At 39.6% G+C, this 14,363-nt stretch carries 12 protein-coding genes; 1 reads left to right on the forward strand and 11 read right to left on the reverse strand.

The window, feature by feature from the left end:
* Positions 1–158 precede the first annotated feature (158 nt).
* From KEM09_RS03300 to KEM09_RS03340, 9 genes are all read right to left on the reverse strand, one after another.
* On the reverse strand, positions 159–2,510 hold the full coding sequence (locus KEM09_RS03300; protein WP_212225492.1) for a carboxypeptidase-like regulatory domain-containing protein: 2,352 nt from the start codon (positions 2,508–2,510) through the stop codon (positions 159–161).
* Positions 2,511–2,653: 143 nt separating this feature from the next.
* Positions 2,654–2,860, reverse strand: a complete 207-nt coding sequence (locus KEM09_RS22115) for a 4Fe-4S dicluster domain-containing protein (RefSeq protein ID WP_425305775.1) — start codon at positions 2,858–2,860, stop codon at positions 2,654–2,656.
* Positions 2,861–2,872: 12 nt separating this feature from the next.
* Entirely contained in the window at positions 2,873–3,592 is a 720-nt protein-coding gene (locus KEM09_RS03310; RefSeq protein ID WP_212225496.1) for a hypothetical protein, read from the reverse strand.
* Positions 3,593–3,834: 242 nt separating this feature from the next.
* On the reverse strand, positions 3,835–5,478 hold the full coding sequence (gene groL / locus KEM09_RS03315; RefSeq protein ID WP_212225498.1) for a chaperonin GroEL: 1,644 nt from the start codon (positions 5,476–5,478) through the stop codon (positions 3,835–3,837).
* Between the two features lie 50 nt (positions 5,479–5,528).
* On the reverse strand, positions 5,529–5,807 hold the full coding sequence (locus KEM09_RS03320; RefSeq protein ID WP_212188220.1) for a co-chaperone GroES: 279 nt from the start codon (positions 5,805–5,807) through the stop codon (positions 5,529–5,531).
* A 217-nt stretch (positions 5,808–6,024) separates the two neighbouring features.
* The gene (gene secG / locus KEM09_RS03325; RefSeq protein WP_212188219.1) at positions 6,025–6,387 is read right to left on the reverse strand and encodes a preprotein translocase subunit SecG; all 363 of its coding nucleotides are present in this window, start codon (positions 6,385–6,387) and stop codon (positions 6,025–6,027) included.
* A gap of 15 nt (positions 6,388–6,402) precedes the next feature.
* On the reverse strand, positions 6,403–7,335 hold the full coding sequence (locus KEM09_RS03330; RefSeq protein ID WP_212225506.1) for a tetratricopeptide repeat protein: 933 nt from the start codon (positions 7,333–7,335) through the stop codon (positions 6,403–6,405).
* Between the two features lie 20 nt (positions 7,336–7,355).
* A complete protein-coding gene (locus KEM09_RS03335) occupies positions 7,356–7,862 on the reverse strand; it encodes an LptE family protein (RefSeq protein ID WP_212225508.1) in 507 nt (168 codons plus the stop codon).
* Positions 7,859–9,106: a sigma-54 interaction domain-containing protein gene (locus KEM09_RS03340; protein ID WP_212225510.1), complete on the reverse strand. Its 1,248-nt coding sequence runs from the start codon at positions 9,104–9,106 to the stop codon at positions 7,859–7,861. The genes KEM09_RS03335 and KEM09_RS03340 overlap by 4 nt, the downstream gene beginning before the upstream one ends.
* A gap of 206 nt (positions 9,107–9,312) precedes the next feature.
* Between KEM09_RS03340 and kdsB the strand changes: the two genes are divergently transcribed.
* Positions 9,313–10,071, forward strand: coding sequence for a 3-deoxy-manno-octulosonate cytidylyltransferase (gene kdsB, locus KEM09_RS03345; protein ID WP_212225512.1), 759 nt, complete (start codon positions 9,313–9,315; stop codon positions 10,069–10,071).
* Positions 10,072–10,151: 80 nt separating this feature from the next.
* Here the strand turns inward: kdsB and infB are convergent, their stop codons facing one another.
* A complete protein-coding gene (gene infB / locus KEM09_RS03350) occupies positions 10,152–13,055 on the reverse strand; it encodes a translation initiation factor IF-2 (protein WP_212225513.1) in 2,904 nt (967 codons plus the stop codon).
* A gap of 67 nt (positions 13,056–13,122) precedes the next feature.
* Positions 13,123–14,358 (reverse strand): transcription termination factor NusA, encoded by a 1,236-nt coding sequence (gene nusA / locus KEM09_RS03355; protein WP_212225515.1) that lies wholly within the window; start codon positions 14,356–14,358, stop codon positions 13,123–13,125.
* Between the last annotated feature and the right edge of the window lie 5 nt (positions 14,359–14,363).

Here is a 14,363-nt window from a genome sequence, read left to right on the forward strand (position 1 = left end):
GAATCCCTCTTTTTATATGAACGAAGATTAAATCTTACATCACACGTGGCATGCCGCCACCCATTCCTGGAGTGCCACCCATTGGCATTGGATTTTCTTCTTTTTCCTCCACCAATACACACTCAGTAGTTAAGAGCATACCTGCGATAGAATTACGATTATATTTTTTTATAATAGCTAAAAAGTAAAAAGTTTGCCTTTATCCATATAATTGGCGATTCAGGATATCTCTTTGTTACTACCACTGTTTTTCTATCATCATATACTTGACCGATGCCTTCAAAAGCCAATAAATTGGTAGCAGAAAGTGTAAGCCGTAATCGTTTTTTGAATAATAAGCGAAATATATCGGCTCTTAAATCATAATATGAGTCTGTTGTAATTGCATAATTAACCACTTTTGAGTTATAGCTTACTTTAGTGTCAAACACAAGCTGTCCGGGCAAATGAGTACGTAACCGAACGCTTCCGTCCCAGTTTGTTGTTTTGATGTATTGCGGTGTGTAAAAACAACTAAGATTATAAGTAAAAGCACTAAAAAGTTTTGTGCGTCCGGTAATGTTCCAGTCCATATTAGTACTTAGTGATACATTAAAGTTTTTATCCGCATTTTTCCAGGTTTGAACAATTAATCCCTCATTATTTCTTTTATAATCAGGTACAATATCGTTTAAACACATGTTGGCATTTAGTTGAATATTATATCCTATCTTTTCAACGTTACTGCCACGACTCATACTACCTTTAGCAAACATGATATAGTTTGTATTTTTTCCGAAACTTAAATAAGCAGTTGTATTTGTCGCTTGTTTTAACTTTGCGTTTCCTTTTTTTAAGGTATAATCATCAATATATATCAGTGGCTGAAACATCTGAATATGTGTAGGTGGCGTTATCTGATTATCTAAGTTAAGCAACAGTACTTTATTGCTTTTTAAGGACAAGCGATACTTAAATGCTTGCTGTGTATAGTAAAAGTCACTTCTTACTATATCATCGTTAACTGACTTATTAGTTTCGTGCCGCACAAAGCCCCTCATTTGAAGCTTAAAATAATGACTTAGTTTCTTTTTGGTGCGAATCAAACGTGAAACCCCAATGTTTACCCTCCCTTCAATACGACTTGTTTTTCTATTATCAGTATAATAGTCAAGCTCGTCCCATACATTTGACAACGCATTATAATACTGTCTGTTTGACTGCTGATTGGTGAAATTAGCATTGATGCTTCCATCTAAATACAACACCAGTTTTTTACCAATAGTATTATGACTTAGCGATAAAGAAGCTGTTTGATTCTTAATATTGTTCAAATTACGGTACTTGTCAGTTTGAACACTTTTTTGTAACTGCTTGCCATTACTATTGTTTATATTATATGATGTTATGGCATTAATTAATAAGTATGAATGTAGTCCTGTATTGAACCGTTGATAATAGGATGTAGAAACATTAAAGGCTTCTTTCGTATTTTCTATAAAATCGTTTGTACTTGTAGTAGAAGAATTGATAATACAACGGTTCTGCTCCGAATTGTTTCTGTTGTATTTAACATTAAGGCTTATATTTTGGTTACGATCGCGTTTGAGCCTAAAGTGAGCAGCTGGACTCAGTTGTTTATCGCGATTGACGCTACTTATTTTCCTGCCAATTTGTGTATTATTAAATTGTCGCTCCTCGATTTGTTCTACGTATGATGAGATATGTTGATAATCAATAACCGGATTAAAGGTGAACTTTTTGTAACGCTTGCTTAAATCGATATTAGCTGAGTATTTATCTTTTGAACCTATACCAGCAGAGGCGTAATAGATATCTCGCAAATCGCCTTTCGGAATAATATTAATAACTGGCGTATAAAACCCAAAACGACCATTAGGCTCGGTAATAATTTCAAGACGTTTAATATTTTTTGCTGCAATGCCGGTCAATACAAAGCCGGGTTTACCACCATAATAACTCCCCATGCGCTGACCATCAATAAGAGTTGTAAAGCTGTTGTAGCCGCTATACAACACATTGCCATCAATATCGATGCTTAGGCCTGGTATGCTGGTAATAATATCGGACAGTGACAACTCTCCTACATTGCCCATTTGATCGATATTCAATGCAATATCACCTTCTTCGTTTTGGTCAATGAGGGGTTTCCAGGTAACGATTACTTCTTGTAAATTGACTGTATCGGGTGCTAATGAAATCGTAAGCTGTTTTGTTGGTTGACTAAAGTCTATAAGCAATTCTTTTTTTTGGTAACCTAAGCTACTAACTGAAAGAATAACTTGATTAACACTTGTTCTATCAATAGAAAAATATCCAGCCTTATCCGTTATGGTACCAGATAAATAATGACGTGATTGGCTATCGCTTATAACAATATTAGCATTAGCAAGCGGGATAGTTGTTAAACTATCCCGCACTGTTCCTTTAAAAACCTGCTCTTGACATTTACTGTGATTACAAAATAAAACTAACGTAATAATCACAAAGAGGACTTCTTTTCTAACCACTAACCTTAAATTAATTATTTTACTGAACAGTTGTTTGTTACAATTATCACTGTCCCTCATTTAATACAAATTATATAATCATTATTTATCTATATTATATATTTATCCCAATGAATTAGAATAGAAGTACTATAAAAATCGCTCTAAGCATTAATATCTGTTATTGCGGATACAGGACATTCTCTTGCACATGCCCAACAACAGTTACATGCCCACCAATATATCTTCCAAGAATTTCCTGAATCAGAGATCTCTATAGCTTCCATAGGACATACCAAGATACACGCTCCACAATTAATACAATCTTCTGTAATTACAGGGTGACAGTCTTGTTTTTGCATACTCATCATACTTTACTTGAATTATTTTTTTAATATTTGCTCATTTAGAAATGCTTTAGCTACATCATAAGATATTGGAAAACGAAGGCTTTGATTAGGTGCAAAAGCAATATTGGGTTTAAGATTCAATATCCGAACAGGTGTTTGATGTTCCTCTAGTAGTTTAGTAACCATTATTTTTCCTTTTTTATCACGAAAAGAAATCATTCTGGTATTCTCAAATGCTTTTTCAAATTCATTAATAGTTCCCCATTTAGTTGGAGGTAATGTTGTTTTGATATAAAGAGGATTTGAACATTTAATCAAAGCGTCATAGTCTTTTAAACCCTCTATTTTATTACCGTGTATAGCTTCTGAAGTTCGTATCTTATAGCTACTTTTCCCAACCTCCATTCCTTGAGGTATTTTACCATTTTTAAGGCTACTTGCATCAAAACCTACTTTTTGACATTGTTCAATTACCTGATCTGCAAAATCAAATATAGAATTCTTACCTGTTACAGGCTCTACTTCAAAGCTATCAGCCACCAATATGACTTGGTTAGGTAAAGGTTCATTGGGGTTAAACAGCTCTCCATTAAAATAGCGATTGATGTATTGCGTTAGAGCGCTTTTTAGCTCGTCGGGTGGAAACTCAACAAGGCCTTTTTGCAATAAGTTGCTATTAGCCATTAAATAGCCAGCACTTGCCATGCCTATAGAGCCAAGCCCCATGGTTTTTAAAAAAAATCGTCTGTTCATTGTTTTTTATTGTGTGTTATTAAGTAATAATAAAAACAACTAAATAAAACAATAAGTTAAATAAGGTGCAATGCCTAAAAGTTGGGGTTTTTTATTGGAGAGATGGGATGAGTGATAATGTAAAAGTTATTGTTAATGAGAGTGTTGGTTTTTTTTTGACTTGTTTTTTACAATACTATATATACCAAAAAAGAGGGATTCAAGATGAACCCCTCTTTTTCTATAATTGATGAATTATTATCTTACATCATGCCTGGCATGCCGCCACCCATTCCTGGAGCGCCTCCCATTGGCATAGCAGGAGCATCTTCTTTCTCCTCAACCAATACACATTCGGTGGTTAAGAACATACCTGCAATTGATGCAGCGTTCTCAAGAGCGATACGTGTTACTTTAGCTGGGTCGATTACACCACTTTCCAACAGGTTTTCGTAACGGTCGAAGCGAGCATTGTAGCCAAAGTCATCTTTACCTTCAGCTACTTTTTGTACTACTACAGCACCTTCCTTACCTGCGTTGAATACAATCTGACGCAATGGCTCTTCGATAGCACGCTTGATGATTTCAATACCAGTTTGCTCATCTTCTGTTTCACCCTTAATTTCATCTAAGGCAGCAATAGAGCGGATGTAGGTAACACCACCACCAGGAACAATACCTTCTTCAACAGCCGCACGTGTTGCACTTAGGGCATCGTCTACACGGTCTTTCTTCTCTTTCATTTCTACTTCAGAAGCAGCACCTACATAAAGTACAGCAACACCACCGGCAATCTTAGCCAAACGCTCTTGTAACTTCTCACGGTCGTAGTCAGAAGTCGTATTTGCAATTTGTGCTTTAATCTGGTTGGCACGGCCTTCGATAGCTTCTTTGGCACCGGCACCATTAACAACCGTTGTATTTTCTTTGTCGATAGTCACCTTTTCGGCTTGACCAAGCATCTCGATAGTTGCGCTTTCCAGCTTCAAACCAGTTTCTTCAGAAATAACAGTACCTCCGGTCAGAACCGCTAAGTCCTGCAGCATTTCTTTACGGCGGTCGCCAAAACCAGGTGCTTTAACAGCAGCCACTTTTAATGAACCACGCAGGCGGTTTACTACCAAAGTAGCTAAAGCTTCGCCATCCACATCTTCAGCAATAATCATCAACGGACGACCTGTTTGTGCAGTTTGCTCAAGCACCGGCAGAAGATCTTTCATGGTTGAAATCTTCTTGTCGTGGATCAGGATAAAAGGATTCTCCAGGTCCGCTTCCATCTTGTCAGTATCGGTCACAAAATATGGAGAGATATAACCTCGGTCGAACTGCATACCTTCAACTACTTCTACAGTTGTTTCAGTACCTTTGGCTTCTTCCACGGTAATAACACCTTCTTTGCTCACTTTCTCCATGGCCTCAGCAATCAGCTTACCAATCTCGCTATCGTTGTTTGCCGAAATGGTAGCCACCTGCTCAATTTTTTCGCTGTGCTCGCCAACTTCCTGAGCTTGAGTTTTGATGTTTTTAACAATGGCAGCAACTGCTTTGTCAATACCTTTTTTCAATTCCATTGGGTTGGCACCGGCAGTTACGTTTTTCAAACCAACATTGATGATTGACTGAGCTAAAACAGTAGCAGTAGTTGTTCCGTCACCAGCATCGTCACCAGTTTTTGAAGCTACTTCTTTTACCATTTGGGCACCCATGTTTTGATAAGGATCAGATAGCTCAACTTCTTTAGCTACCGACACACCATCTTTTGTGATGGATGGAGCACCAAATTTACGGTCAATCACTACGTTACGTCCTTTAGGACCTAATGTTACTTTTACAGCATTCGCCAAAGCATCAACACCTTCTTTCAGCAAATCACGCGCTTCAATATTAAATTTTATTTCTTTAGCCATTTTATGTCTCTTTTAAATATTCAGGATTAAAAATTATTAACTATTGATAGTTACAGGATGTAAAGTACATCAGACTGAGAAATCAGCAAGTAGTCTTCTCCATCAATTGCTAATTCAGTACCACCATACTTACCGTACAATACTACGTCGCCAACTTTTACTTCCATTACTTCGTCTTTTTTAGCTTCACCCACTAAAACGACAGTACCTTGTAATGGTTTTTCTTTGGCTGAATCAGGAATGATAATTCCGCTTGCTGTTGTTGTTTCAGCTGCCTGAGGCTTAACCAAAATTTTACCGGCTAAGATTCTTCCTTTTAATTCTGACATATCTATTAATTTTTGATTTATATAAACAGTTTAAGTTTTAACGATTGCTTCTCACTCACAAAGTATGCCAAAGCAATTTATGACATATTTTTATAAGATTCACTGACTTTTTTGCAGAGGTCTGACAGGAGATCATTTGTCAGAAGTCAAAATTACAGATAAAAAAAGTGTCAGACTGTTGAGCCTGACACTTTCCATATTTTTTTACCTGTTTTGCTTACTCAGCATCTTCGGTACTTGTTTCTTCTGTTGTTGCAGCCTCATCACCTTGTGCAGGAGATGGGAATGCTTGCATCTCTTGTTGCTGCGAAGGAAGCGTGTTGAGTTTCTCATCAATTTCAGCGCCACCCATTTGTGCCTTTGGTAATACCAATACAGCAACAAACGAAAGTACTAACAACACCCCGGCTAAGGTCCAGGTTGCTTTTTCTAAGAAATCAGTAGTTTTACGCACTCCCATCACCTGGTTTTGTGATGAGAAGTTAGATGCTAAACCTCCTCCCTTAGAGTTTTGTACCAAAACAATAAGGATTAAAAAGATACTTACTAAGATTACTAATATCGAAACAAAAGTATACATATCTCGCTCAATTATTTAATTTGTTAATTTTTCTAAGTCGGTAATGCGACGTGCAAAGTAAACATTTTTTTCGGGATATTTCAAACGGAGTTTCTCATATATCCCAATTGCTTTGTCATAGTGTTTTTGCTTGATGTAAATATTAGCCAGCGTCTCTGACATTAGATCATCGGCATTGTCAGTTAGCCCTTTATTTACAGAGCTTATAGATTCTGATTTCGTTGGTTCTTGTTTGAACGATGGAATAATTTTAGGTGAATCAATTTGCAGGAAATTATCAATAATCTGTTGTGATTTTCTCTTAACAGGTTGCTTTTCTGTTTGAACTGGTGCATGTCGCAGCATACTTAGCCAGTCAGAGAAGGAGTGGCTTTCATCTTTCTTCTCCTCAGGGTCGATGGCCTCTTTTAGTTCATATCCCACTAATTCATTGGATTCATAGCCTAGAAAATCAGCACTTGGCAATACCATTGACTGGTTCTGTTTCGTTTCAGGCTTTTTATTTGAAAGCACCGAAAAGTCAATCTGGCTGCCATCAGCTGTTTCAAATGTATCGTCCGTTTGGAAATAGTCGGTAATGGAACTCACCTTTGTTGTGATGCCAATAGTTTTCTTAGGTGTTTTTGTAGCTTCTGCATCACTCACCACCAACTCCTTAACAGCTTCAACTTTTTCCTCGGTATGGGTTTCATGGCTGACAGGTGATGGTATGTTATTACTAGAATGAATGAGTTCAAATAGTTGCTTGCGATCGGCAATAAATGCAGCAGATTGCTTTAATTCACCATTAAACCGTACATGTTCAATTACATGAAGATTTTTAAGCAGTAGCATGCGTGCAGACTGAAACCACGGAAACTCTGCTACAATTTCGGTTAATTCAGGCAGGGTATCCTCATTTAACAAATCAGGCTGTGCTACTAAATCAAAAAAGGCTGTTTTCTTCATATAATAGAATCAACTCTATGCTACCAGTCGGCAAATGCTTTATTAAAAATATTCTCGGTAATTTCTTCAATCATTTCTGTGGTCAGGTCATTTTCCACCGCGTTAATGTTCTGATCCGATGGAAAATCCCGAAAGGCCGAAAAGCTACTTTCCCAGTTGAGTTTAGGGTCTTTATAATTTTTATAACGCACTTTAATGGTCATCGAAAGACGGGTTTCTGCCGAGATTGCATCTGCCTGAATGGCCATTGGTCGAACACTATAGCCAGTGATTTCTCCTGAGAAATCCACATCGCCTGTTCCATTAACCAAATTCAGACGCGACTCGTTTGATATACGGTCTTTCAAACCTTCGGTAAAATTCTGACTTAAAACTGGATTGATTAGAGGTGCCCTGTTGTCGAAATATTGAACAGAGAAACTATTGATGTTCTCAGGTATTGAGGCCCCGCTCATGGTCATATTAATTGAACAGGCGGTTACCATTAATGCCAATACCATGCCTATTATGCTGTATGCTATTTTCATCGTTCTATCTGATATTCTTTAATTTTTCGATACAAAGTTCGTTCTGATATACCTAATTCAACGGCTGCTTGTTTTCGCCTTCCGTTGTATTTATCGAGTGCTTTTTTAATGAGCTCGATTTCTTTATCGGCTAATGACAAGGATTCTTCTACAAATTCTTCGGTATCCTGGATGGATTCATGCTCATCATCATTGACCGATGGTGGATAGGTCATTGGTTGCACATTATTGCCAGTCCTCACAAAGTCCCCATCTTCACTCTGATATAGCTTTTGAATGATTTGTGCATGCTCGCTATGTGAGCTGATATTGCCGTTTTCCATCATATCCAGCACCAGTTTTTTCAGATCATTCATATCCTTTTTCATATCGAATAATACTTTGTAAAGTATTTCGCGTTCTGTGCTGAAATCGGCATCAGGCTTGCTGCTATTGTCAATAATAGCAGGCAAGTTATCGCCCGAATGGTAGGGGAGGTATTTGGAAATGGACTCACTGTCTATTTCCCGCCGCTGTTCAATCACTGATATCTGCTCAGTGATATTTTTAAGTTGCCTGATATTGCCCGGCCAACGGTAACGCATAAGCATTTCCTTGGCATCTTCAGACAGACGTATGGCCGGCATACGATAACGTGTGGCAAAATCATTGGCAAACTTTCTAAACAGGAGGTAAATATCATCGGAGCGGTCGCGCAAGGGCGGAATGGTTATTGGCACACTATTGAGGCGGTAGTATAAGTCCTCTCGGAACTTACCTTCTTTAATCGCCTTTTCCATATTCACATTGGTGGCAGCCACTACCCGCACGTCTGTTTTTAGAACTTTTGATGAACCTACTTTGATAAACTCACCGGCTTCGAGTACGCGTAACAAACGAACCTGGGTATTTAAAGGCAGTTCGCCAATCTCATCCAAAAAGATAGTACCGCCATTGGCCTCTTCAAAATAGCCTTTTCGGTCGGACAGGGCGCCGGTAAAAGCTCCCTTTTCATGGCCAAATAACTCAGAGTCAATAGTTCCTTCTGGTATGGCACCGCAGTTAACGGCTATATAAGAACCATGCTTACGGGCACTCGACTGATGGATAATCTGCGGAAACACCTCTTTACCGGTACCACTTTCACCGGTTATTAACACAGATAAATCGGTAGGGGCTACCTGAACGGCTACATCAATGGCCCGGTTTAACCCAAATGAATTACCAATTATCCCGAATCGTTGCTTGATTTGTTGTAAATCCATTTATTCTACACTTATCTTTCTACCTGATTAATATAAAGCCTGCAATTTTAGCAGGCCACCTGACAAAGTTACAATTCTCATACTTATATAAGGGATTCGCACTAAACAATTTTTGTTAAAAGCACCAGATTACTCATCAACTTTCTCATTATGGAATTGTTTGTACGATGAACTTGATACCTTTGTCAGATAATACGAATGATGTTATGACAGAAAAGAAAATACTCGGAATCATTCCGGCCCGCTATGCTTCCACACGTTTCCCTGGAAAACCTTTGGCCGATATTGGTGGAAAACCAATGATACAGCGCGTTTATGAACAGGCCAGTCTGATTTTAGATGATGTATATGTTGCTACCGATGATGAAAGGATAGAATTGGTTGTTGCTGAATTTGGTGGTAATGTGGTAATGACATCGGTAGACCATCAGAGTGGCACCGATCGCTGTGCAGAAGCTCTTGTGAAAATTTCAGAGATAGAGGATGCTGACTTTTATGCTGTCATTAATATACAAGGTGATGAGCCGTTTATTAGTCCAAAGCAGATTGCTTCAGTTGCGGATTGTTTTGATGATGAAGCGACTCAACTGGCTACTTTGGTTAAACCGGTAACGTCATCTGACGATTTATTTAACCCCAACAAGCCAAAGGTCGTTCTTAGTAAAGACAATCGGGCATTGTATTTTAGTCGTTCGCCAATTCCTTATCTGAGAGGAGAGGAGGAACATCAATGGACCGAAATGCATCAATACTACAATCATGTTGGTTTGTATGGTTATCGTGCTGATGTATTGTTTGAAATTACACAATTGGCTATTGGGCAGCTTGAATCAGCAGAATCATTGGAGCAGTTGCGCTGGCTCGAAAATGGTTATTCAATTAGGGTGGAGCAGACGACAGAAGAGTCACATGGTATTGATACGCCTGAGGATTTGGAAAACTTATTAAAGCTGGGGTTAATTTAGTTTGTAAATAAATAATTGCCAGACAACAAAAAAGCTCATCCAAACGGACGAGCTTTTTTCGTATATCGTGTAAAACTATTTTACAATTTACGGCTTACCTCAACTTCTTCGTAGGCTTCAACAATATCACCCACTTTAATGTCGTTGTACTTTTCGATGTTCAAACCACACTCGTAACCAGCTGCCACTTCCTTCACATCGTCTTTGAAACGTTTCAGAGAACCCAGCTCACCGGTGTACACCACAATACCTTCGCGAATCAGGCGAATCTTATTGGTACGTTTGATTTTTCCTTCTTTCACCATACAACCAGCGATGGTACCCACTTTCGTAATTTTGAATGTTTCACGAATCTCAATAGTAGCGGTAATCTCCTCTTTAATCTCAGGCGATAACATACCTTCCATTGCTGATTTCAACTCTTCAATAGCATCGTAGATAATAGAGTACAAGCGAATGTCGATTTCTTCTTTCTCAGCAATGCGGCGTGCAGCCATTGACGGACGCACCTGGAATCCGATAACAATGGCGTTTGAGGCCGTTGCTAACATGATGTCTGATTCCGAAATCTGACCTACTGCTTTGTGAATTACGTTCACCTGAATCTCTTCAGTAGACAGCTTGATTAACGAGTCAGATAATGCTTCGATAGAACCATCCACATCACCCTTCACAATTACATTTAGCTCCTGGAAGTTACCAATGGCGATACGACGACCAATTTCGTCAAGTGTAATATGCTTCTTGGTACGCATGCCTTGTTCGCGCTGCAACTGCTCACGCTTAGTGGCAATGTCTTTGGCTTCGCGTTCATCTTCCATGATGTTGAAACGTTCACCGGCCTGAGGGGCACCATTTAAACCAAGTACTAATGCTGGTTCCGATGGACCTACTTCATCAACCTTTTGGTTACGCTCGTTAAACATCGCTTTAACGTGACCATAGTGTGAACCGGACAGTATCATGTCACCAACACGCATTGTACCACTTTGTACCAATAGCGTTGTTACATAACCACGTCCTTTATCAAGTGATGATTCAATCACCGAACCAACAGCTCGTTTATTTGGATTCGCTTTCAACTCAAGAAGGTCAGCTTCAAGCAATACTTTTTCAAGCAGCTCTTCGATGTTAACACCATTCTTGGCCGAAATCTCCTGGCACTGGTACTTACCACCCCAGTCTTCCACCAGGTAGTTCATATTGGCCAGTTCTTCTTTAATTCTATCTGGATTGGCACCTGGTTTGTCAATTTTATTGATGGCAAACACAATAGGTACACCTGCTGCAGCCGCGTGGTTGATGGCCTCCACAGTCTGAGGCATCACGTTATCATCAGCTGCTACAATAATAATAGCAATATCGGTTACCTGGGCACCACGAGCACGCATCGCTGTAAAGGCCTCGTGACCCGGTGTATCCAGGAAGGTAATCTGACGGCCATCTTCGCGCGTTACACTGTAAGCACCAATGTGCTGGGTGATACCACCCGCCTCACCGGCAATTACGTTAGCCTGACGAATGTGGTCCAATAAAGATGTTTTACCGTGGTCAACGTGACCCATCACCGTCACAATTGGCGGACGGTCTTGTAAATCTTCCTCTTTATCCTCTTCCTCAATAATGGATTCAACCACATCAGCACTCACAAATTCGATGGTATAACCGAATTCTTCTGCTACTAAGGCCAGTGTTTCAGCATCCAGACGCTGGTTGATAGATACAAACATACCTAAGCTCATACAGGTAGCAATAATCTGGTTTACCTGTACTTCCATCATGTTGGCCAATTCATTGGCGGTTACGAATTCCGTAACTTTCAATATTGACTTTTCCTTGTCTGCCTGCTCCATCTCGGCCTGCTGGCGTTGCGACTGAATCTCACGTTTTTCACGACGGTGCTTGGCGCCTTTGCTCTTACCTTTAGAGGTTAAGCGTGCCAAGGTATCTTTTATTTGCTTTTGTACATCTTCCTCATTAACCTCCGTTTTTACAGGACGTTTCTTAACACGCGCAGGACGTTGTCTCTGCGGGCGATTGTCAGTTCTCTGACCACCACCTTGTCCGCCTTGCTGCTTGTTATCGCCGCCTTGCTGTTGCTTTTGGTTAATGTCAACCTTCTCTTTATCTTTTTTGATGCGCTTACGCTTGCGCTTCTTATTGGCATTTTTATCAGCTGCAGATTTGTTATCTGATTTAGCTGGTGTTTTTGGTAGTTCAATTTTACCAATAACAGTTGGGCCTGATAGTTTTTTAACCTGTGTGGCTCTGAAGGTATCTTCTTCCACTGGCTTCTCTTCCTGCTTGGCAGGTGCTTCGTCTGCAGGCTTGGCTTTTGTTTCGGGAGCTGGTTTTGGAGCCGGTTTTTCTTTTTTAACTTCTGCTTTGGGCTGAGCTTTTTCAGCAGGTTTAACTGGCTTCTTATCCAGGTCAATTTTTCCAACTACCTTCATTTCCTCAGCTGGCTCTACTTTAGTAGGAATGTGCTCAGGTTTTTTAGCTGGTTTCTTTTCCACCTTTTTTTCCACAGGCTTTTCTTCTTTCTGAGGAGCTACCTCTTGCTTAGGAGCTTCCTCTGCCTTTTTCTCGGGCTTAGGTGCCGGAGCAGGAGCTTCTTTTTTCTTGGGCTTTAAAGCGTCTAAATCGACTTTGCCAACTACTTTTGGGCCAGATTCATCCTTGGCAGCCGGTGTCTCAGCCGGTTTTTCATTCTCTTTAGCTGGCTCAATATCATCCCTGATATCAGAAAGTGAAATCGACTCTTTCTTCGACTTCTCCTTTAATTTAGCCAGTTTTTCCGATTCTTTTTTAACATGTGAATCGCCACGATATTCCTGTGCAAGAAGTGAATACATCTCTTCCGAGATCTTTGTATTCGGATTTGTTTCAACTTTGAAACCTTTCTTCTGCAGGAATTCCACAATGGTGTGGTGTCCAACATTGAACTCTCGTGCTACTTTACTAAGTCTTTTTCCAACTGCCATATAAATAGGACTCTTCTTATCGTTTTATTTTGTTCGGATTCAATTCTTTGCGGGCAAATATAGCGATTTATTCAAATTCAGCGCTTAATATTTTCCTAACTTCCTGAATTGTTTCTTCTTCTAAATCAGTTCTCTTAACCAGGTCTTCAACTGACAGATCTAATACCGATTTGGCAGTATCACAGCCAATTGCTTTCAGTTCGTCTAGTACCCAGCTATCAATTTCATCAGAGAATTCATCCAGATTAACATCTTCATCATCCTCGTCAGATTCACGGTAGACATCCAATTCGTATCCTGTAAGTTGTCCGGCTAAGCGAATGTTTAATCCTCCTTTACCAATTGCCAGTGATACTTCTTCAGGACGCAGGTAAACCTCAGCTCTGCCTTGATCCTCAAGGATTTTGATGTTAGTAATCTTAGCTGGATTTAATGCCCTTTGGATAAATAATTGGGTATTGGAAGTGTAGTTGATAACATCGATGTTCTCGTTGCGAAGCTCACGCACAATACCATGTATACGCGAACCTTTCATGCCAACACAAGCTCCAACCGGATCGATGCGTTCATCGTATGATTCAACCGCTACTTTCGCTCTTTCACCAGGTACTCGAACAATCTTTTTAATGGTGATTAAGCCGTCAAAAATTTCAGGTACCTCTAATTCAAACAGTCGCTCAAGGAATACTGGCGAGGTGCGCGAAAGGATAATTAATGGATTGTTGTTGCGAATTTCAACTTTCACCACTACAGCTCTTACGCTATCTCCCTTACGGAAAAAATCTGAAGGAATTTGTTCAGCCTTAGGCAAGATAAGTTCATTGCCTTCATCATCGATTATAAGGATTTCACGCTTCCAAATCTGATATACTTCACCGGTAACAATTTCACCAACACGGTCTTTGTAGTTGTGGTAGATGTTGTCTTTCTCCAACTCCAGAATGCGTGCTGACAGATTCTGACGTAAGCTTAAGATTGCTCTACGGCCAAAATCCAAAAACTTTACTTCGTCGGTAACTTCTTCACCCAACTCATAGTCGTCATCAATTTTTTTAGCTTCCGATAAAGAAATTTGAAGGTTCTCATCTTCTAAATCTTCATCTTTAACCACTTCGCGGTTGCGCCAAATTTCAAAGTCCCCTTTGTCATCATTGATGATAACATCAAAGTTTTCGTCTGTGCCAAAGCGCTTAATCAGAACACTTCGAAATGCGTCTTCTAACACACTGATCATGGTTGCACGATCAATATTCTTGAGTTCTTTAAACTCCGAAAACGTATCTATCAGATTAATATTTTCCATACCCT

This window comes from Carboxylicivirga mesophila (assembly GCF_018271975.1).
In the GTDB taxonomy this organism is placed as follows: domain Bacteria; phylum Bacteroidota; class Bacteroidia; order Bacteroidales; family Marinilabiliaceae; genus Carboxylicivirga; species Carboxylicivirga mesophila.